Genomic DNA, 18278 nt, shown 5'->3' with positions numbered 1-18278 from the left:
GCGAGGTAGATGCAAGGTAGGACGGGAGGGGCGCACGTCACAGCGTGCGCCCCTCCCATTCCTTTGACCCCGCTTGCTTCCGCGGGTAATCTTGGGAGCCGTGCCCGTGCCGTCGCGCGCGCGTCCCGCTGTCAGCCCGAGCCTCCCGGTTCGGAACGGCTGCCGGACGCGTCGCCGATCTGAGCGTACGAGTACCCCGGAAGACCGTTCGGACTGCCCGTCAGGGCGGGGGAGCGGAACCGGGCCATCGAGCCGGTGGTAAGTGGCGTTGCGGTCCGCAAGGGCCGCCTGTGCCGCATGCGATCGGCACACAAGCCAGACAGACCACCGTCGAGGGCCAGCCGGCCCTCGTGAGCTCGAGAAGACGACGGAGACGTAGTGCCTACGATCCAGCAGCTCGTCCGCAAGGGCCGGAGCACGAAGGTCACGGCGTCCAAGACGCCGGCCCTCCGCGCATCCCCCCAGCGGCGCGGCGTGTGCACCCGTGTGTACACCACCACCCCCAAGAAGCCGAACTCGGCGCTCCGTAAGGTCGCGCGCGTGAAGCTCTCCTCCGGTACCGAGGTCACGGCGTACATCCCCGGTGTCGGCCACAACCTGCAGGAGCACTCGATCGTGCTCGTGCGCGGCGGCCGTGTGAAGGACCTCCCGGGCGTGCGGTACAAGATCGTGCGCGGCGCGCTCGACACCCAGGGTGTCAAGAACCGCAAGCAGGGTCGCAGCAAGTACGGCGCGAAGAAGGAGAAGGCCTGATGCCTCGCAAGGGTCCGGCCCCCAAGCGGCCGCTCATCGTCGACCCCGTCTACGGGTCGCCCGTCGTGACGCAGCTGATCAACAAGGTCCTGCTCGACGGCAAGAAGTCCACCGCCGAGGCAATCGTCTACGGCGCCCTCGAGGGCGTCCGTGCCAAGACGGATCAGGACCCGGTCGTCGTGCTCAAGCGCGCGCTGGAGAACGTCCGCCCCGCGCTCGAGGTTCGCTCCCGCCGTGTCGGTGGCGCCACCTACCAGGTGCCCGTCGAGGTGCGCCCGGTGCGCTCGACGACGCTCGCGCTGCGCTGGCTCACCGACTTCTCGCGCGCCCGTCGTGAGAAGTCGATGACGGAGCGTCTGATGAACGAGATCCTCGACGCCTCGAACGGCCTCGGTGCCGCGGTCAAGCGCCGCGAGGACATGCACAAGATGGCCGACTCGAACAAGGCCTTCGCGCACTACCGCTGGTGATGCGCACGGACGGCCCCGGGCGACCCCCGGGGCCGTCCGCGGATCCGGAACCGGCCGGCAGCCGGCCCTCCGGCCCGGCTTCCGACCTTCCACCGACAAGGGGTAACGCACCGTGGCACTCGACGTGCTGACCGACCTGAACAAGGTCCGCAACATCGGCATCATGGCCCACATCGATGCCGGCAAGACCACCACCACCGAGCGCATCCTGTTCTACACGGGTGTGAACTACAAGATCGGTGAGACGCACGACGGTGCGTCGACGATGGACTGGATGGAGCAGGAGCAGGAGCGCGGCATCACGATCACGTCCGCCGCGACGACCTGCTACTGGAAGAACAACCAGATCAACATCATCGACACCCCCGGTCACGTGGACTTCACCGTCGAGGTGGAGCGTTCCCTGCGCGTGCTCGACGGCGCGGTCGCGGTGTTCGACGGCAAGGAGGGCGTAGAGCCCCAGTCGGAGACCGTGTGGCGCCAGGCGGACAAGTACGACGTCCCGCGCATCTGCTTCGTCAACAAGATGGACAAGCTCGGCGCCGACTTCTACTTCACGGTCGACACCATCATCAACCGCCTCAAGGCGAAGCCGCTCGTCATCCAGCTGCCGATCGGTGCTGAGAACGACTTCGCGGGCGTCGTGGACCTTCTCGAGATGAAGGCGCTCACGTGGCGCGGCGACACCAAGATGGGCGAGGAGTACGAGGTCGAGGAGATCCCCGCCGACCTCGTCGAGAAGGCCGAGCAGTACCGGGCCGAGCTCGTCGAGGCCGTCGCGGAGGCTGACGACGACCTGCTCGAGAAGTTCCTGAGCGGCGAGGAGCTCACGGTCGCCGAGATCAAGTCCGGTATCCGCAAGCTCGTCATCACCTCGCAGGCCTTCCCGGTGCTGTGCGGTTCGGCGTTCAAGAACAAGGGCGTGCAGCCCATGCTCGACGCCGTCATCGACTACCTGCCGACCCCGCTCGACGTCCCGGCCGTCCAGGGTCACGACGTCAAGGACGCGGAGAAGATCGTCGAGCGTCGTCCTGACGAGGCGGAGCCGTTCTCGGGCCTCGCGTTCAAGGTCGCCACGCACCCGTTCTTCGGCAAGCTCACCTACGTCCGCGTCTACTCGGGCAAGGTGGCGCAGGGCGCGCAGGTCCAGAACTCGACCAAGGGGAAGAAGGAGCGCATCGGGAAGCTCTTCCAGATGCACTCCAACAAGGAGAACCCGGTCGAAGAGGCTCACGCCGGGCACATCTACGCGTTCATCGGGCTCAAGGACGTCACCACCGGTGACACCCTGTGCGACCCGGCGAACCCGGTCATCCTCGAGTCGATGACCTTCCCGGAGCCGGTCATCGACGTGGCCATCGAGCCGAAGACGAAGGCCGACCAGGAGAAGCTCTCGACGGCGATCCAGAAGCTCGCGCAGGAGGACCCCACCTTCCGCGTCAGGCTCGACGAGGAGACCGGTCAGACCGTCATCGGCGGCATGGGCGAGCTCCACCTCGACATCCTCGTCGACCGCATGCGTCGCGAGTTCCGCGTCGAGGCCAACGTCGGCAAGCCGCAGGTGGCGTACCGCGAGACGATCCGCCGCGCCGCGGAGAAGGTCGACTACACGCACAAGAAGCAGACCGGTGGTTCGGGTCAGTTCGCCAAGGTCCAGGTGACCTTCGAGCCGCTCGAGACGACCGAGGGCGAGCTCTACGAGTTCGTCAACGCCGTCACCGGTGGACGCATCCCGCGCGAGTACATCCCGTCCGTCGACGCCGGCATCCAGTCGGCGATGCAGCAGGGCGTGCTGGCAGGGTTCCCCGTGGTCGGGGTCAAGGCCACGCTGCTCGACGGCGCCTACCACGACGTCGACTCCTCGGAGATGGCGTTCAAGATCGCCGGCTCGATGGTCTTCAAGGAGGGCATCAAGCGGGCCGACCCGGTCATCCTCGAGCCCGTCATGGCCGTCGAGGTCCGGACGCCCGAGGAGTACATGGGCGACGTGATCGGCGACATCAACTCGCGTCGTGGGATGATCCAGTCCATGGAGGACGCGACCGGCGTCAAGGTCGTGCGCGCCCAGGTACCGTTGAGCGAGATGTTCGGGTACATCGGTGACCTGCGTTCCAAGACGCAGGGCCGCGCGGTGTACTCGATGCAGTTCGACAGCTACGCCGAGGTTCCTCGGAACGTTGCTGACGAGATCATCAAGAAGACCCGGGGCGAGTGAGTCCCCACAGGTCGACGACCAGCAGAACCATCAACCTGTAGGAAACCCCGTCGCCCCGCGGGATGTAGGCTTCTTGGCCGAGTCTCGCAACGTTCGGGAACATCTACCCAAGTCCCAGGAGGACCCCAGTGGCTAAGGCCAAGTTCGAGCGGACCAAGCCGCACGTCAACATCGGCACGATCGGGCACGTCGACCACGGTAAGACGACGCTGACGGCTGCGATCTCGAAGACGCTTGCGGACACGTACCCCGACCTTCCGGCGAACACGCAGCGCAACTTCGACGAGATCGACGCCGCGCCGGAGGAGAAGCAGCGCGGCATCACGATCAACATCGCGCACATCGAGTACGAGACGCCCAAGCGTCACTACGCGCACGTCGATGCTCCGGGTCACGCCGACTACATCAAGAACATGATCACCGGTGCCGCCCAGATGGACGGCGCGATCCTGGTGGTCGCGGCGACCGACGGTCCGATGGCTCAGACGCGCGAGCACGTGCTCCTGGCCCGTCAGGTGGGCGTGCCCTACCTGCTCGTCGCGCTGAACAAGGCCGACATGGTCGACGACGAGGAGATCCTCGAGCTCGTCGAGATGGAGGTCCGTGAGCTGCTGTCGTCGCAGGAGTTCGACGGCGACAACGCCCCGGTCGTCCGCGTCTCGGGGCTCAAGGCTCTCGAGGGCGACCCGGAGTGGACCAAGAAGGTCCTCGAGCTCATGGAGGCCGTGGACGAGAACGTCCCCGACCCCGTCCGCGAGCTCGACAAGCCGTTCCTCATGCCGATCGAGGACGTCTTCACCATCACCGGCCGCGGCACCGTCGTGACAGGCAAGGTGGAGCGTGGCACGCTCGACGTCAACTCCGAGGTCGAGATCGTCGGTATCCGCCAGCCGCAGAAGACCACGGTCACCGGTATCGAGACGTTCCACAAGCAGATGGACCAGGCCCAGGCCGGCGACAACACCGGTCTGCTCCTGCGCGGCATCAAGCGCGAGGACGTCGAGCGCGGTCAGGTCGTCGTGAAGCCGGGTTCGATCACGCCGCACACCGACTTCGAGGCCCAGGTCTACATCCTGGGCAAGGACGAGGGTGGGCGTCACAACCCGTTCTACTCGAACTACCGTCCGCAGTTCTACTTCCGTACCACGGACGTCACCGGCGTCATCACGCTGCCCGAGGGCACCGAGATGGTCATGCCGGGCGACAACACCGAGATGTCGGTCGAGCTGATCCAGCCGATCGCCATGGAAGAGGGCCTCGGCTTCGCCATCCGTGAGGGTGGCCGCACGGTCGGTTCCGGCCGTGTCACCAAGATCGTCAAGTGATCTGACCGGCTGAGCAGCACCGGAGGCTCGGGCCCCGCACGGGCCCGAGCCTCCGATGCGTCCGGCGTCACACGGATCGGGCAGGCTTCGGCTTGGATTCCCGGGGTTCCGTGTGGCAAGATGTTCAGGTTGCCTGTCAAGGGCGCGTTCTTTCTCGTGTCGAACAGTGTGTAGCACCACGGTGCACGCGTCGGCTCCGAAGTTTCTTCGGAGGCCCGGCCTGTGTCGCCTGGAGCGGTCCCCCTCCGTAGAGAGGGGTTCGCGGGGTTGCCGGCTGTCGACGCGCATGAGCGCCCCGTGAGACACATGTTTCGACAGGCTCGACAAACGTCGTGGTCCGCGCTGCGGACCACATCCAACGGCCCCACGCCGATCAGGTGTGTGCCCGAGTTTGTCGCTGGTTGTGCCAACAACGGCGACACGCCCGAGCGCGGGGGTCGGACAGTAGCGGTTCGAGAGAGAGAGTCAGACGACGCCATGGCGGGACAGAAGATCCGCATCCGGCTCAAGTCCTACGACCACGAGGTCATCGACAGCTCGGCGCGCAAGATCGTCGACACGGTGACGCGCGCTGGTGCGACGGTCGTGGGTCCGGTGCCGCTGCCGACGGAGAAGAACGTCTTCACCGTCATCCGGTCGCCTCACAAGTACAAGGACAGCCGCGAGCACTTCGAGATGCGTACGCACAAGCGGCTCATCGACATCATCGACCCCACGCCGAAGGCCGTCGACTCGCTCATGCGTATCGACCTGCCGGCGGACGTGAACATCGAGATCAAGCTCTGAGGCTGGGGGAGATCATGACCAACCAGCAGAAGAACGTGACCGCGGTGCTCGGCACCAAGCTCGGCATGACCCAGCTGTGGGACGACGCCGGTCGTCTGGTCCCCGTCACGGTCGTGGCTGTGCCCACGAACGTCGTGACGCAGGTCCGCGCCGCGGACGCCGACGGCTACGCCGCCGTGCAGCTCGCCGCCGGGCAGATCGACCCGCGCAAGGTCACCAAGCCGCTCAAGGGCCACTTCGAGAAGGCCGGCGTGACCCCGCGCCGGCACCTCGCCGAGGTGCGCACCGAGGACGCCGCCGAGTTCACTCTCGGCCAAGAGATCACCGCGGCCGCCTTCGAGGCCGGCACCGTGGTCGACGTCGTCGGCACCACCAAGGGCAAGGGCACCGCCGGTGTGATGAAGCGTCACGGCTTCTCCGGCGTCGGTGCCTCGCACGGTGCCCACCGCAACCACCGCAAGCCCGGCTCGATCGGCGGCGCCTCGACGCCGTCGCGCGTCTTCAAGGGCATGCGTATGGCCGGTCGCATGGGCCACGAGCGCCAAACCGTCCAGAACCTGACCGTGCACGCGGTCGACGCCGAGAAGGGTCTGCTGCTCGTCAAGGGCGCGGTCCCCGGGCCCAAGGGTGGCGTCGTCGTCGTGCGTACCGCCGCGAAGGGAGCGTGAACACGATGGCCGCTCTGACCGTCGATGTCCTGGATGCCCAGGGCAAGAAGACCGGCACCGCCGAGCTCCCCGCCGAGGTGTTCGACGTCGCCACGAACGTCCCGCTGATCCACCAGGTGGTCGTCGCCCAGCGCGCCGCCGCCCGGCAGGGCACGGCGTCCACCAAGACCCGCGGCGAGGTCCGCGGCGGTGGCCGCAAGCCGTACAAGCAGAAGGGCACCGGCCGCGCCCGCCAGGGTTCGACGCGCGCCCCGCAGTTCGCCGGTGGTGGCGTCGTCCACGGCCCGCAGCCGCGCTCGTACGACCAGCGCACGCCGAAGAAGATGAAGGCCGCCGCCCTGCGCGGTGCCCTCTCCGACCGCGCCCGCGCCGGTCGCGTGCACGTCGTGGCGGGCTTCGGCCTGGCCGGCGCGCCGTCGACCCGGACCGCGGTGAAGACGCTCGAGTCGCTCACCGAGCGCACGCACGTCCTCGTGGTCACCGAGCGTTCGGACGAGCTGACGCTCATGTCGCTCCGCAACGTGGAGCGGGTCCACATGATCACCGCGGACCAGCTCAACACCTACGACGTGCTCGTCTCTGACGACGTCGTCTTCACCGAGGCCGCACTCGCTGCGTTCCTCGCCGGCCCGCCCACGGGCAAGTCGGTGAAGGCTGTCGCCACCGAGTCGGAGGCGGCCGAGGCCGAGACCACCGAGGAGGCCACGAAGTGACCGCCGTGACGAAGGACCCGCGCGACATCCTGATCGCGCCGGTCGTCTCCGAGAAGTCCTACAACCTCCTCGACGAGGGTAAGTACACCTTCGTCGTGGACCCGCGGGCCAACAAGACCGAGATCAAGATCGCGGTCGAGCAGGTCTTCGGCGTCAAGGTCGACTCGGTGAACACGATCAACCGGAAGGGCAAGGCGCGTCGCACGCGCTTCGGCCTGGGCAAGCGCAAGGACACGAAGCGTGCGATCGTCACCCTCCGCGAGGGCACGATCGACATCTTCGGTGGTCCGGTCGGCTGAGCCGGACGAGAGCAGATCGAGGACATCTTCCATGGGAATCCGTAAGTACAAGCCGACAACGCCCGGACGCCGTGGCGCCAGCGTCGCCGACTTCGTCGAGATCACGCGCTCGCAGCCGGAGAAGTCTCTGGTCCGGCCGCTGTCCAAGACGGGTGGGCGCAACAACTCGGGTCGAATCACTACCCGTCACAAGGGCGGCGGGCACAAGCGTGCCTACCGTGTGATCGACTTCCGTCGACACGACAAGGACGGCGTGCCCGCCAAGGTCGCGCACATCGAGTACGACCCGAACCGCACGGCTCGGATCGCGCTGCTGCACTACGCGGACGGCGCGAAGCGCTACATCCTCGCGCCGAACAAGCTGTCGCAGGGTGACGTCGTCGAGGCCGGTGCCGGTGCCGACATCAAGCCCGGCAACAACCTGCCGATGCGCAACATCCCGACCGGTACGGTCATCCACGCTGTCGAGCTCCGGCCCGGCGGCGGTGCGAAGATCGCGCGTTCGGCGGGTGCGTCGGTGCAGCTCGTCGCGAAGGACGGGCCGTACGCGCAGCTGCGCATGCCGTCCGGCGAGATCCGCAACGTCGACCTGCGCTGCCGCGCGACGGTCGGCGAGGTGGGTAACGCCGAGCAGTCCAACATCAACTGGGGCAAGGCCGGCCGTAAGCGGTGGCTGGGCGTTCGCCCGACCGTCCGTGGCGTGGTCATGAACCCGGTCGACCACCCGCACGGTGGTGGCGAGGGCAAGACGTCCGGTGGTCGTCACCCGGTCAGCCCGTGGGGCCAGCCCGAGGGCCGGACCCGCCGCCCGAACAAGCCGAGCGACAAGCTGATCGTCCGCCGTCGCCGTACCGGCAAGAAGCGCTGATAGGAGCCTGACAGATGCCTCGTAGCCTGAAGAAGGGCCCCTTCGTCGACGACCACCTGCAGAAAAAGGTGGACGCTCAGAACGAGAAGGGGACCAAGAACGTCATCAAGACCTGGTCCCGTCGGTCGGTCATCACGCCCGATTTCCTCGGTCACACCCTCGCCGTGCACGACGGCCGGAAGCACACCCCGGTCTTCGTCACCGAGTCGATGGTCGGCCACAAGCTCGGCGAGTTCGCTCCCACGCGAACCTTCCGCGGCCACGTGAAGGATGACAAGAAGGGTCGCCGCCGCTGACCTCGGTCAGCCAGGTGGAGACCCCGACGGTCTGAGAAAAGGAAGCAGGACAGCAATGGAAGCCAAGGCGCAGGCGCGGTTCGTCCGTGTCACGCCCCAGAAGGCCCGGCGCGTCGTGGATCTCATCCGTGGCAAGCAGGCCGCTGAGGCCGTCGCGGTGCTGAAGTTTGCGCCGCAGGCGGCGAGCGAGCCCATCCGCAAGGTTGTGGAGAGCGCCGTCGCCAACGCCCGGGTGAAGGCGGACCGCGCCAGCGAGCGCTTCGACGAGACGGAGCTTTTCGTCTCGGCGGCGTTCGTGGACGAGGGTCCGACCCTCAAGCGGTTCCGCCCGCGGGCTCAGGGGCGTGCGAGCCAAGTTCTCAAGCGCACCAGCCACATCACCGTGGTCGTCGCACCGCGTGATCAGAAGGAAGGGGCCCGATAGTGGGGCAGAAGGTTCACCCGCACGGGTACCGCCTCGGCATCACCACCGACCACCGGTCGCGTTGGTTCGCCGACAGCACCAAGCCCGGTCAGCGGTACCGCGACTACGTCCGCGAGGACGTGGCGATCCGCAAGCTCATGAGCACCGGTCTCGAGCGGGCCGGCATCTCCAAGGTCGAGGTCGAGCGCACTCGCGACCGCGTCCGCGTGGACATCCACACGGCGCGTCCGGGCATCGTCATCGGTCGCCGGGGAGCCGAGGCCGACCGCATCCGCGGCGAGCTCGAGAAGCTCACGGGCAAGCAGGTCCAGCTCAACATCCTCGAGGTCAAGAACGCGGAGATCGACTCGCAGCTCGTCGCGCAGGGTATCGCCGAGCAGCTCGCGAGCCGCGTCTCGTTCCGCCGTGCCATGCGCAAGGGCATTCAGTCCGCGCAGCGTGCCGGCGCGAAGGGGATCCGCGTGCAGGTCTCCGGCCGCCTCGGCGGCGCGGAGATGAGCCGTTCGGAGTTCTACCGCGAGGGTCGTGTGCCGCTGCACACGCTGCGCGCGTACATCGACTACGGCTTCTATGAGGCCCGCACCACCTTCGGCCGCATCGGCGTGAAGGTGTGGATCTACAAGGGCGACATGTCCGAGAAGGAGTTCGCCGCGCAGCAGGCCACTGCCGGGCCCCGTCAGGGTCGCGGTCGTGGCGGCGAGCGTGGCGGCGAGCGTGGCGGCGAGCGTGGTGGGGACCGCCGTGGTGGCGGTCGTCGCCCCGAGCGTCCGGCGCAGCCGGCCGGTGAGAGCGCCCCCGCGCCCGACGCGGCTCCGGCGCCGGCCGAGCAGGCTGCGGCCCCCGAGTCCGGAACGGAGGCCTGAGTCATGCTGATCCCCCGCAGGCTCAAGCACCGCAAGCAGCACCACCCGTCGCGCTCCGGCGCGGCGAAGGGTGGCACCACGATCGCGTTCGGCGACTACGGCATCCAGGCTCTCGAGCCCGCCTACGTCACCAACCGTCAGATCGAGGCTGCTCGTATCGCGTTGACCCGCCACATCAAGCGTGGCGGCAAGGTCTGGATCAACATCTACCCGGACCGTCCCCTGACCAAGAAGCCCGCCGAGACCCGCATGGGCTCCGGTAAGGGCTCACCCGAGTGGTGGGTCGCCAACGTCAAGCCCGGTCGGATCATCTTCGAGCTGGCCGGTGTCGAGGAGGAGCTGGCTCGCGAGGCCATGCGCCGTGCGATCCACAAGCTCCCGATGAAGTGCCGTTTCGTGGCGCGCGAGGGTGGTGCGAACTGATGGCAGTCGGAACCAAGGGCATGTCCCCCGCTGACCTGGACGGCTTCGACGACGAGAAGCTCGTCGCCGAGGCGAAGAAGGCCAAGGCGGAGCTCTTCAACCTCCGCTTCCAGTCGGCCACCGGCCAGCTGGAGTCCCACGGTCGGATCAAGGCCGTCAAGCGCGACATCGCGCGGATCTACACGGTCCTGCACGAGCGTGAGCTCGGTATCCGCACGGCCCCGAGCGTGAGTGAGTGAGGCATCGATGAGCGAGAACACCAACGCGGTGACCGCCGAGGAGACCGCGCGCGCCACGCGCAAGGTCCGCCGCGGCTACGTCGTCAGCGACAAGATGGATAAGACCATCGTCGTCGAGGTCGAGGACCGCAAGAAGCACCCCCTGTACGGGAAGGTCCTGCGCACCACCACCAAGGCGAAGGCGCACGACGAGCAGAACTCCGCCGGTATCGGCGACCTGGTCGAAATCATGGAGACCCGCCCGCTGTCCGCGTCCAAGCGGTGGCGACTGGTGGAGATCCTCGATAAGGCCAAGTGATCCAGAAGGTCGTCTGACCTTCGGCCGGGGCGGGCCGTGACACACGTATGCGGCCCTCCCTGGCCACCTCAGCAACTATCCGTTCGGCAAGGCTCGCCCGGGACATCCCGGGACGAGAACCAGCTCGACGACAGGAGATCAATCGATGATCCAGCAGGAGTCGCGACTGCGGGTCGCCGACAACACGGGTGCCAAGGAGATTCTCTGCATCCGTGTTCTCGGTGGATCCGGCCGTCGCTACGCCGGTATCGGCGACACGATCGTCGCCACCGTCAAGGACGCGATCCCCGGCGGCAACGTGAAGAAGGGCGACGTGGTCAAGGCCGTCATCGTCCGGACCGCCAAGGAGCGCCGTCGTCCCGACGGTTCCTACATCAAGTTCGACGAGAACGCCGCCGTGATCCTCAAGAGCGACGGCGAGCCCCGTGGCACCCGCATCTTCGGCCCGGTGGGCCGCGAGCTGCGTGACAAGCGGTTCATGAAGATCGTCTCGCTCGCGCCGGAGGTGCTCTGACCATGGCGAAGATCAAGAAGGGCGACCAGGTGATCGTGGTCGCCGGTCGTGACAAGGGCAAGACCGGTCGCGTGCTCGAGGTGCTGACCGAGACCGACCGCCTCGTGGTCGAGGGCGTGCAGCGCGTCACCAAGCACGTCAAGGCCGGCCAGACGGCGCGTGGCACCCGTACGGGTGGCATCGAGACGGTCGAGGCGTCCATCCACGTCTCGAACGTGATGCTCGTCGACCCGGAGACCAAGAAGGGCACGCGCGTCGGGTTCCGCACCGAGCAGGTCGAGCGCGACGGCCGTACCCGCACCGTTCGCGTGCGCGTCGCCAAGCGTTCCGGGAAGGACATCTGATGACCGAGACCACTCTCGAGGCCCCGGCCCTGCCGCGCCTCAAGCAGAAGTACCGCGAGGAGATCATCGCGGCCCTGCTCGAGGAGTTCGGCCACCAGAACACCCAGCAGGTTGCCGGTCTGACCAAGATCGTCGTGAACATGGGTGTCGGTGACGCTGCCAAGGACTCCAAGCTCATCGAGGGCGCGATCCGCGACCTCACCGCGATCACCGGGCAGAAGCCCCAGGTGAACCGGGCCAAGAAGTCCATCGCGCAGTTCAAGCTGCGCGAGGGCATGCCGATCGGCGCGCACGTCACACTGCGCGGCGACCGCATGTGGGAGTTCCTGGACCGCCTGCTCGCGACCGCGCTGCCGCGCATCCGCGACTTCCGCGGCCTGAGCCCGAAGCAGTTCGACGGGCACGGCAACTACACCTTCGGCCTCACGGAGCAGTCGATGTTCCACGAGATCGACCAGGACAAGATCGACCGCGTCCGCGGTATGGACATCACGGTCGTGACCACGGCGACGACCGATGACGAGGGCCGCTCTCTGCTGCGCCGTCTCGGCTTCCCCTTCAAGGAGAACTGACATGGCGAAGAAGGCCCTGATCAACAAGGCGAACGCCAAGCCGAAGTTCGCCGTCCGCGCCTACACCCGGTGCCAGCGCTGCGGCCGTCCGCACTCGGTCTATCGCAAGTTCGGCCTGTGCCGGATCTGCGTGCGGGAGATGGCCCACCGGGGCGAGCTTCCCGGTGTCACCAAGAGCAGCTGGTAAAACCACTACGTCGTAGGTCCGCGAGGCACGCACGTGCCGCCTGGATACCTCGGCGAGGAAGGGCTGGAGCCCAATGACCATGACAGACCCGATCGCAGACATGCTGACGCGTCTGCGGAACGCGAACTCGGCACACCACGAGACGGTGACCATGCCGCACTCGAAGCTGAAGTCGCACATCGCGGAGATCCTGCAGGCGCAGGGTTACATCACCGGCTGGAACGTCGAGGACGCGACGGTGGGCAAGTCCCTCACGCTGTCCCTCAAGTACGGCCCGACCCGTGAGCGCGCCCTGACCGGCGTGCGGCGCGTCTCGAAGCCCGGCCTCCGCGTCTACGCGAAGTCCACCAATCTGCCTCAGGTCCTCGGCGGCCTGGGCGTGGCGATCCTGTCCACGTCCTCCGGCCTGCTGACCGACCGTCAGGCCCAGGCCAAGGGTGTCGGCGGGGAAGTCCTCGCCTTCGTCTGGTAATCCGGAAAGGAGAATCGCCATGTCTCGAATCGGCAAGCTCCCCGTTCCGGTCCCGGCCGGCGTGGACGTCACCATCAGTGGTGCGCTCGTGACCGTCAAGGGCCCGAAGGGGACCCTGGAGCACACGGTGCCCGCACCCATCACCGTCGCCCAGAACGACGGCACCCTCGTGGTGTCGCGCCCGGACGACGAGCGTGAGTCCCGTGCGCTGCACGGCCTCACCCGCACCCTCCTGGCCAACATCGTCACCGGTGTGACCCAGGGCTACGAGAAGAAGCTCGAGATCGTCGGCACGGGTTACCGCGTCGCTGCCAAGGGTCAGATCCTGGAGTTCGCCCTCGGCTTCTCGCACCCGGTCGTCGTCTCGGCGCCGGAGGGCATCGCCTTCGCGGTGGAGAGCCCCACCAAGTTCTCGGTTGCCGGCATCGACAAGCAGCAGGTCGGTGAGGTCGCCGCGAACATCCGCAAGATCCGTAAGCCCGAGCCCTACAAGGGCAAGGGCGTGCGTTACGCCGGCGAGGTCGTCCGCCGCAAGGTCGGAAAGGCTGGTAAGTGATGGCTCTCAAGATTCTGGGCAAGGGCAAGGCCGTTGCTCGCCAGCGCCGTCACCTGCGCCTGCGCAAGAAGATCCGGGGCACCGCGGTGCGCCCGCGCCTCGTCGTGACCCGCTCCTCGCGCCACATGGTGGCGCAGGTCGTGGACGACACGGTCGGCAAGACCGTCGCCTCCGCCTCGACCCTCGAGGCGGACCTGCGTGCTCTCGACGCCGACAAGACGGCGAAGGCGCACAAGATCGGCGAGCTCGTCGCCGCGCGTGCCAAGGCCGCCGGCATCGAGTCCGTGGTCTTCGACCGCGGTGGCAACAAGTACCACGGTCGCGTGGCTGCGGTCGCCGACGGCGCACGGGAAGCAGGGCTGGAGCTGTGATGGCCGACGTCCGCGAGTTCGCACGGAAGATGAGGATCCTCTGATGGCTGCAGGGCAGCGCACCGGCGCCCCCCAGGGCGCCAACGAGTCCAACAAGACTGACGGGCGCCGCGGTGGCAGCGGCGGCGGTCGTCGCGACGACCGCCGCGGCGGTGGCCGCGACCAGGCCGACAAGAACGCCTTCGTCGAGCGCGTGGTGACGATCAACCGCGTCTCGAAGGTCGTCAAGGGTGGCCGCCGCTTCAGCTTCACCGCGCTGGTCGTGGTGGGCGACGGCGACGGCACGGTCGGGGTCGGCTACGGCAAGGCCAAGGAGGTGCCCGCGGCGATCGCCAAGGGTGTCGAGGAGGCGAAGAAGAACTTCTTCCGCGTCCCTCGCATCCAGGGCACCATCCCGCACCCGATCACGGGTGAGGAGGCCGCCGGCGTCGTGTTCCTGCGCCCGGCCTCGCCGGGTACCGGTGTGATCGCTGGTGGTCCGGTCCGCGCCGTGCTGGAGTGCGCAGGCATCCACGACGTGCTGAGCAAGTCGCTCGGCTCGTCGAACTCGATCAACATCGTGCACGCCACCGTCGCGGCCCTCAAGGGCCTCGAGGAGCCGGCCGCCGTGGCCGCCCGCCGTGGTCTGCCGCTGGAGGACGTGGCCCCGGCCGCGCTCCTGCGTGCGCAGGCCGCCGGGCGCGCCGACAAGGCGGAGAAGTCCGGCGCGAAGGTGGGTGCGTGATGCCTCGACTGAAGGTCACACAGGTCAAGTCCGCCATCGGCGGCAAGCAGAACCAGCGTGACACGCTGCGGACCCTCGGCCTCAAGCGGATCGGCGACACCGCCGTGAAGGAGGACCGCCCGGAGATCCGTGGCATGGTCACCACGGTGGCGCACCTCGTCACCGTCGAGGAGGTCGAGTGAACATGGCCGACAAGGCTGAGAAGGCGGCCCAGCCGCTGAAGGTCCACCACCTGCGTCCGGCCCCCGGCGCCAAGACCGCCAAGACCCGCGTGGGTCGTGGCGAGGCGTCGAAGGGCAAGACGGCGGGTCGCGGCACCAAGGGCTCGAAGGCTCGCTACCAGGTGCCCGCCGGCTTCGAGGGTGGGCAGATGCCTCTGCACATGCGCCTCCCGAAGCTGCGCGGGTTCACGAACCCGTTCCGCGTCGAGTACCAGGTCGTCAACCTGGACAAGCTCGCCGCGCTGTACCCCGAGGGTGGCTCCGTCACCGTCGAGGGTCTCGTCGCCAACGGCGCGGTCCGCAAGGGCCAGCCGGTGAAGGTGCTCGGGACGGGCGAGATCACCGTCAAGCTGGACGTCACGGTCGACCGCGTCTCCGGCTCCGCCAAGGACAAGATCCTGGCGGCCGGCGGCACGGTCTCCGAGGACTGACATCCGCATCAGGGCCGGCGGCGCACCATGCGCTGCCGGCCCTGTGTGCTCCCGGCGTGCCTCGGGCGACGACCGCCCCGGCGGCGTGTGGTCTGGATCACGCGTCGCAGGCACGTAGAATCCGTCACGGTCCGCGCCGCGCACCCGATCCGGGTGAGCGGCGAGCCCGGGGCAACCGGCCGGACCGACGACCCAGTCGGCGCGACGGCGACGGGGCCCACGGGCCGCGGCTCCGGGAGCTCGCGCCACACCTCGCCGGCCCCCGGCGACACGACAACCCGCCGCGGCGGGTCAGGAGGATAGGTGCTCAGCGCATTCGGCCGGGCTTTCCGGACACCGGACCTGCGGCGCAAGCTGCTGTTCACGATCGCGATCATGGCCCTCTTCCGGGTGGGGTCGCTCGTGCCAACGCCCGGCGTCGACTACGGCAACGTGCAGCAGTGCGTGGCAGCCCTCGAGGGCAGCACCTCGTTGCTCGGGCTCGTCAACGTGTTCAGCGGTGGCGCGCTCCTGCAGCTGTCGATCTTCGCGCTCGGCATCATGCCGTACATCACCGCGAGCATCATCGTGCAGCTGCTGCGTGTGGTCATCCCTCGCTTCGAGGCCCTCCACAAGGAGGGGCAGTCGGGGCAGACCAAGCTCACGCAGTACACGCGCTACCTGACGATCGCCCTGGCGATCCTGCAGTCGACGACGATCATCACGACGGCACGCACCGGGATGCTGTTCCCGGGCTGCGGCGTCGACGTCATCGCCGACGACAGCTTCGCGACGGCGGCCCTGATGGTCATCACGATGACCGCGGGCACCGGCCTGGTCATGTGGCTCGGCGAGATGATCACCGAGCGCGGTGTCGGCAACGGCATGTCGCTGCTCATCTTCACGTCGATCGCGGCCAGCTTCCCGTCCGCACTGTGGTCGATCGCCGGCGGCGCCAACGGTCCGCTCAACTTCATCGTGATGATCGCGGTCATCGTGCTCGTCGTCGGGCTGGTCGTCTTCGTCGAGCAGTCGCAACGGCGCATCCCCGTGCAGTACGCGAAGCGGATGGTGGGCCGCCGCATGTACGGCGGCACCAGCACCTACATCCCGATCAAGATCAACATGGCCGGCGTCATCCCGGTCATCTTCGCGGCGTCGATCCTGGCGATCCCCGGCCTGCTCGCCCAGTTCGGCGACCAGTCCGCGGACTGGGTGGTCTGGATCTCCAAGAACCTCGTCCAGCAGTCCGACCCGCTGTACATCGTGCTGTACGTGCTGATGGTCATCTTCTTCGCGTTCTTCTACACCTCGATCACGTTCAACCCGGACGAGGTCGCGGACAACATGAAGAAGTACGGCGGCTTCGTGCCGGGTATCCGTGCCGGGCGGCCCACCGCCGAGTATCTGGACTACGTGATCACGCGGATCACAGCCGCGGGCTCGGTGTACCTGGCGGTCGTCGCGCTCATCCCGACGATCGTGCTCGTCGTGCTGGGCGTCTCCACGAACATCCCGTTCGGCGGCACGTCGATCCTCATCATCGTCGGAGTCGGTCTCGAGACCGTGAAGCAGATCGACTCCCAGCTCCAGCAGCGTCATTACGAAGGGTTCCTCCGTTGACCGAGACGAACGGCGGCAGCGCCGCCCCGACCACCCGTCGCGAGCTCCACGGCACGCGCAGCGCGGAGGCGCGAGTCACGCGCCTGGTGATCATGGGTCCGCAGGGCGCGGGCAAGGGCACGCAGGCCGCCCGGCTCGCCGAGCTGTTCGACATCCCCGCGATCTCGACGGGCGACATCTTCCGCGCCAACATCAAGGGCGGTACGGAGCTGGGCAGGCTCGCGCAGGAGTACAGCGCCAAGGGCGAGCTCGTGCCCGACGAGGTCACGGACCAGATGGTGCGCGCGCGCCTCGGCGAGGACGACGTGAAGACCGGCTTCCTGCTCGACGGCTACCCGCGCAACGCGCACCAGGTCGAGGCGCTGGACGACATCCTGGGCGACCTCGGCTGGGAGCTGGACGGCGTCATCGAGCTGACCGCCGCGCGCGACGAGCTGCTGGCCCGGATCGCCAAGCGGGCAGAGACCGAGGGCCGCGAGGACGACACCCCCGACGCGATCGCCCGTCGCCTCGACATCTACGACGAGCAGACGGCCCCCCTGACCGAGGCGTACGCCGAACGCGGCCTGCTGGCCAAGGTCGACGGCATCGGTGAGGTCGACGAGGTCACGGAGCGCATCGTGCAGGCGCTGGCCGCCGAGCTGGGCTGAGGGCTCGGCCGACATGATCTTCGGAACGCGTGAGCGCGTCGAGCTCAAGACGGTCGAGCAGGTGCGCGTCATGCGCCGCGCCGGCCTCGTCGTCGCGTCCGCGCTGGACGCCGTGCGCGCGGCCGCGGCGCCGGGCATGACGACGTCCGACCTCGACGAGGTCGCCGCACGGACGATCGCCGACGCGGGCGCCACGCCCTCGTTCCTGGGCTACCTGGGGTACCCGGCGACGGTCTGCGTGTCCGTGGGTGACGAGGTGATCCACGGGATCCCGGGTGGCCGCGTCCTCGAGGTCGGGGACGTCGTCTCGATCGACTGCGGCGCGATCGTCGACGGCTGGCACGGCGACTCGGCGACGAGCCTCGTGCTCGGCCCGGGGGGCGCCCTGGACGTCGACGTGCCGGGCGCGGAACCCGCGGTGGACCCCGCCGACCTCGCGCTAGTGCGCGCGACGCGGACGGCGATGTGGGCGGGGATCGCGGCGCTGGCCGGCGGCCGGCGCCTGAACGACGTCGGCGCTGCCGTCGAGGCCGCCGTGGAGCTGGCGGGCGGGGCGACAGGGGTCGAGTACGGCATCGTCGAGGACTACGTCGGGCACGGCATCGGCACCGCGATGCACCAGCCGCCCGACGTCGTGAACTTCCGTACCTCCGATCGCGGACCGCGGCTGCGGCCGGGCATGTGCCTGGCCGTCGAGCCGATGGTCACGCGGGGGAGCGGCGCCACCCGCGTGCTCGACGACGACTGGACGGTCGTGACGGAGGACGGGTCACGGGCGGCACACTGGGAGCACACGGTGGCCGTCCTGGAGGACGGCATCAGCGTGCTCACCGCGGTCGACGGCGGGCGGGCCGGCCTCGCTCCGTTCGAGATCGAGCCGGTGATGATCACCACCTGAGCACCCGTTCGCAGCTGATGGTGCGAAGGGGTACGATGTTCTGTCGGGTGTAGTCCGTTCGGCAGTTCCTCGATGCAGTCGCGAGATGGTGGCGCT

28 protein-coding genes are annotated in these 18278 nt (G+C 68.1%); all 28 read left to right on the top strand.

The features are described from left to right. Positions 1 to 378 precede the first annotated feature (378 nt). The gene (rpsL, locus tag AC1C2W_RS09525; protein ID WP_495388628.1) at positions 379 to 753 is read left to right on the top strand and encodes a 30S ribosomal protein S12; all 375 of its coding nucleotides are present in this window, start codon (positions 379 to 381) and stop codon (positions 751 to 753) included. After that, complete coding sequence (gene rpsG / locus AC1C2W_RS09520) at positions 753 to 1223, top strand: 30S ribosomal protein S7 (protein WP_495388627.1); 471 nt, start codon at positions 753 to 755, stop codon at positions 1221 to 1223. Before rpsL ends, rpsG begins: the two co-directional genes overlap by 1 nt. 112 nt (positions 1224 to 1335) lie before the next feature. After that, positions 1336 to 3438, top strand: coding sequence for an elongation factor G (gene fusA, locus AC1C2W_RS09515; protein WP_495388626.1), 2103 nt, complete (start codon positions 1336 to 1338; stop codon positions 3436 to 3438). Positions 3439 to 3566: 128 nt separating this feature from the next. After that, positions 3567 to 4763 (top strand): elongation factor Tu, encoded by a 1197-nt coding sequence (gene tuf, locus AC1C2W_RS09510; RefSeq protein WP_495388625.1) that lies wholly within the window; start codon positions 3567 to 3569, stop codon positions 4761 to 4763. Between the two features lie 477 nt (positions 4764 to 5240). Continuing rightward, positions 5241 to 5549 carry a 30S ribosomal protein S10 gene (gene rpsJ / locus AC1C2W_RS09505; RefSeq protein ID WP_013837837.1) on the top strand — a complete coding sequence of 103 codons (309 nt, stop codon included), beginning with the start codon at positions 5241 to 5243 and terminating at the stop codon, positions 5547 to 5549. A 14-nt stretch (positions 5550 to 5563) separates the two neighbouring features. Further along, entirely contained in the window at positions 5564 to 6217 is a 654-nt protein-coding gene (gene rplC, locus AC1C2W_RS09500; RefSeq protein WP_495388624.1) for a 50S ribosomal protein L3, read from the top strand. Positions 6218 to 6222: 5 nt separating this feature from the next. Continuing rightward, positions 6223 to 6930: a 50S ribosomal protein L4 gene (rplD, locus tag AC1C2W_RS09495; protein ID WP_495388623.1), complete on the top strand. Its 708-nt coding sequence runs from the start codon at positions 6223 to 6225 to the stop codon at positions 6928 to 6930. Then, positions 6927 to 7229 (top strand): 50S ribosomal protein L23, encoded by a 303-nt coding sequence (gene rplW, locus AC1C2W_RS09490; protein WP_495388622.1) that lies wholly within the window; start codon positions 6927 to 6929, stop codon positions 7227 to 7229. The genes rplD and rplW overlap by 4 nt, the downstream gene beginning before the upstream one ends. Before the next feature lie 31 nt (positions 7230 to 7260). Continuing rightward, entirely contained in the window at positions 7261 to 8097 is an 837-nt protein-coding gene (gene rplB / locus AC1C2W_RS09485; RefSeq protein WP_495388621.1) for a 50S ribosomal protein L2, read from the top strand. Positions 8098 to 8111: 14 nt separating this feature from the next. After that, positions 8112 to 8393, top strand: a complete 282-nt coding sequence (gene rpsS, locus AC1C2W_RS09480; protein WP_495388620.1) for a 30S ribosomal protein S19 — start codon at positions 8112 to 8114, stop codon at positions 8391 to 8393. A 55-nt stretch (positions 8394 to 8448) separates the two neighbouring features. Further along, entirely contained in the window at positions 8449 to 8817 is a 369-nt protein-coding gene (gene rplV, locus AC1C2W_RS09475; protein WP_495388619.1) for a 50S ribosomal protein L22, read from the top strand. Continuing rightward, the gene (rpsC, locus tag AC1C2W_RS09470; RefSeq protein ID WP_495412960.1) at positions 8817 to 9680 is read left to right on the top strand and encodes a 30S ribosomal protein S3; all 864 of its coding nucleotides are present in this window, start codon (positions 8817 to 8819) and stop codon (positions 9678 to 9680) included. The genes rplV and rpsC overlap by 1 nt, the downstream gene beginning before the upstream one ends. Positions 9681 to 9683: 3 nt before the next feature. Beyond that, entirely contained in the window at positions 9684 to 10103 is a 420-nt protein-coding gene (gene rplP / locus AC1C2W_RS09465; protein WP_495388617.1) for a 50S ribosomal protein L16, read from the top strand. Beyond that, positions 10103 to 10342, top strand: a complete 240-nt coding sequence (rpmC, locus tag AC1C2W_RS09460; RefSeq protein ID WP_495388616.1) for a 50S ribosomal protein L29 — start codon at positions 10103 to 10105, stop codon at positions 10340 to 10342. Before rplP ends, rpmC begins: the two co-directional genes overlap by 1 nt. A gap of 7 nt (positions 10343 to 10349) precedes the next feature. After that, positions 10350 to 10640, top strand: coding sequence for a 30S ribosomal protein S17 (rpsQ, locus tag AC1C2W_RS09455; protein WP_495388615.1), 291 nt, complete (start codon positions 10350 to 10352; stop codon positions 10638 to 10640). Positions 10641 to 10785: 145 nt separating this feature from the next. After that, positions 10786 to 11154: a 50S ribosomal protein L14 gene (gene rplN / locus AC1C2W_RS09450; RefSeq protein ID WP_495388614.1), complete on the top strand. Its 369-nt coding sequence runs from the start codon at positions 10786 to 10788 to the stop codon at positions 11152 to 11154. A gap of 2 nt (positions 11155 to 11156) precedes the next feature. Further along, the gene (rplX, locus tag AC1C2W_RS09445; protein WP_495388613.1) at positions 11157 to 11498 is read left to right on the top strand and encodes a 50S ribosomal protein L24; all 342 of its coding nucleotides are present in this window, start codon (positions 11157 to 11159) and stop codon (positions 11496 to 11498) included. Then, positions 11498 to 12070, top strand: a complete 573-nt coding sequence (gene rplE, locus AC1C2W_RS09440) for a 50S ribosomal protein L5 (protein WP_495388612.1) — start codon at positions 11498 to 11500, stop codon at positions 12068 to 12070. The genes rplX and rplE overlap by 1 nt, the downstream gene beginning before the upstream one ends. A 1-nt stretch (position 12071) precedes the next feature. Continuing rightward, complete coding sequence (locus AC1C2W_RS09435) at positions 12072 to 12257, top strand: type Z 30S ribosomal protein S14 (protein ID WP_079572442.1); 186 nt, start codon at positions 12072 to 12074, stop codon at positions 12255 to 12257. 73 nt (positions 12258 to 12330) lie between these two features. Further along, complete coding sequence (gene rpsH / locus AC1C2W_RS09430) at positions 12331 to 12729, top strand: 30S ribosomal protein S8 (protein ID WP_495388611.1); 399 nt, start codon at positions 12331 to 12333, stop codon at positions 12727 to 12729. A 19-nt stretch (positions 12730 to 12748) separates the two neighbouring features. Further along, positions 12749 to 13285, top strand: a complete 537-nt coding sequence (gene rplF / locus AC1C2W_RS09425) for a 50S ribosomal protein L6 (protein ID WP_495388610.1) — start codon at positions 12749 to 12751, stop codon at positions 13283 to 13285. After that, on the top strand, positions 13285 to 13656 hold the full coding sequence (gene rplR, locus AC1C2W_RS09420; protein ID WP_495388609.1) for a 50S ribosomal protein L18: 372 nt from the start codon (positions 13285 to 13287) through the stop codon (positions 13654 to 13656). The genes rplF and rplR overlap by 1 nt, the downstream gene beginning before the upstream one ends. Before the next feature lie 43 nt (positions 13657 to 13699). Further along, positions 13700 to 14380 (top strand): 30S ribosomal protein S5, encoded by a 681-nt coding sequence (rpsE, locus tag AC1C2W_RS09415; RefSeq protein WP_495388608.1) that lies wholly within the window; start codon positions 13700 to 13702, stop codon positions 14378 to 14380. After that, entirely contained in the window at positions 14380 to 14562 is a 183-nt protein-coding gene (gene rpmD, locus AC1C2W_RS09410; RefSeq protein ID WP_079573239.1) for a 50S ribosomal protein L30, read from the top strand. Before rpsE ends, rpmD begins: the two co-directional genes overlap by 1 nt. 2 nt (positions 14563 to 14564) lie before the next feature. Then, the gene (rplO, locus tag AC1C2W_RS09405; RefSeq protein WP_495388607.1) at positions 14565 to 15032 is read left to right on the top strand and encodes a 50S ribosomal protein L15; all 468 of its coding nucleotides are present in this window, start codon (positions 14565 to 14567) and stop codon (positions 15030 to 15032) included. A gap of 303 nt (positions 15033 to 15335) precedes the next feature. After that, on the top strand, positions 15336 to 16634 hold the full coding sequence (secY, locus tag AC1C2W_RS09400; RefSeq protein ID WP_495412959.1) for a preprotein translocase subunit SecY: 1299 nt from the start codon (positions 15336 to 15338) through the stop codon (positions 16632 to 16634). A 92-nt stretch (positions 16635 to 16726) separates the two neighbouring features. Beyond that, a complete protein-coding gene (locus AC1C2W_RS09395; RefSeq protein WP_495413053.1) occupies positions 16727 to 17284 on the top strand; it encodes an adenylate kinase in 558 nt (185 codons plus the stop codon). 13 nt (positions 17285 to 17297) lie between these two features. Beyond that, positions 17298 to 18182 carry a type I methionyl aminopeptidase gene (map, locus tag AC1C2W_RS09390; RefSeq protein ID WP_495388605.1) on the top strand — a complete coding sequence of 295 codons (885 nt, stop codon included), beginning with the start codon at positions 17298 to 17300 and terminating at the stop codon, positions 18180 to 18182. The last annotated feature ends 96 nt before the right edge of the window (positions 18183 to 18278 follow it).

The organism is Isoptericola sp. Y581 (genome assembly GCF_059445475.1).
This window is presented reverse-complemented; position numbering and strand designations above follow the sequence as displayed.

Coding starts and splice junctions, on each gene's coding strand:
- rpsG (WP_495388627.1), top strand. CDS start 753: ATGCCTCGCAAGGGTCCGGCCCCCAAGCGGCCGCTCATCGTCGACCCC.
- rpsJ (WP_013837837.1), top strand. CDS start 5,241: ATGGCGGGACAGAAGATCCGCATCCGGCTCAAGTCCTACGACCACGAG.
- rplC (WP_495388624.1), top strand. CDS start 5,564: ATGACCAACCAGCAGAAGAACGTGACCGCGGTGCTCGGCACCAAGCTC.
- rplD (WP_495388623.1), top strand. CDS start 6,223: ATGGCCGCTCTGACCGTCGATGTCCTGGATGCCCAGGGCAAGAAGACC.
- rplB (WP_495388621.1), top strand. CDS start 7,261: ATGGGAATCCGTAAGTACAAGCCGACAACGCCCGGACGCCGTGGCGCC.
- rpsS (WP_495388620.1), top strand. CDS start 8,112: ATGCCTCGTAGCCTGAAGAAGGGCCCCTTCGTCGACGACCACCTGCAG.
- rplV (WP_495388619.1), top strand. CDS start 8,449: ATGGAAGCCAAGGCGCAGGCGCGGTTCGTCCGTGTCACGCCCCAGAAG.
- rplP (WP_495388617.1), top strand. CDS start 9,684: ATGCTGATCCCCCGCAGGCTCAAGCACCGCAAGCAGCACCACCCGTCG.
- rpmC (WP_495388616.1), top strand. CDS start 10,103: ATGGCAGTCGGAACCAAGGGCATGTCCCCCGCTGACCTGGACGGCTTC.
- rpsQ (WP_495388615.1), top strand. CDS start 10,350: ATGAGCGAGAACACCAACGCGGTGACCGCCGAGGAGACCGCGCGCGCC.
- rplN (WP_495388614.1), top strand. CDS start 10,786: ATGATCCAGCAGGAGTCGCGACTGCGGGTCGCCGACAACACGGGTGCC.
- rplX (WP_495388613.1), top strand. CDS start 11,157: ATGGCGAAGATCAAGAAGGGCGACCAGGTGATCGTGGTCGCCGGTCGT.
- rplE (WP_495388612.1), top strand. CDS start 11,498: ATGACCGAGACCACTCTCGAGGCCCCGGCCCTGCCGCGCCTCAAGCAG.
- AC1C2W_RS09435 (WP_079572442.1), top strand. CDS start 12,072: ATGGCGAAGAAGGCCCTGATCAACAAGGCGAACGCCAAGCCGAAGTTC.
- rpsH (WP_495388611.1), top strand. CDS start 12,331: ATGACCATGACAGACCCGATCGCAGACATGCTGACGCGTCTGCGGAAC.
- rplF (WP_495388610.1), top strand. CDS start 12,749: ATGTCTCGAATCGGCAAGCTCCCCGTTCCGGTCCCGGCCGGCGTGGAC.
- rplR (WP_495388609.1), top strand. CDS start 13,285: ATGGCTCTCAAGATTCTGGGCAAGGGCAAGGCCGTTGCTCGCCAGCGC.
- rpsE (WP_495388608.1), top strand. CDS start 13,700: ATGGCTGCAGGGCAGCGCACCGGCGCCCCCCAGGGCGCCAACGAGTCC.
- rpmD (WP_079573239.1), top strand. CDS start 14,380: ATGCCTCGACTGAAGGTCACACAGGTCAAGTCCGCCATCGGCGGCAAG.
- rplO (WP_495388607.1), top strand. CDS start 14,565: ATGGCCGACAAGGCTGAGAAGGCGGCCCAGCCGCTGAAGGTCCACCAC.
- AC1C2W_RS09395 (WP_495413053.1), top strand. CDS start 16,727: ATGGGTCCGCAGGGCGCGGGCAAGGGCACGCAGGCCGCCCGGCTCGCC.
- map (WP_495388605.1), top strand. CDS start 17,298: ATGATCTTCGGAACGCGTGAGCGCGTCGAGCTCAAGACGGTCGAGCAG.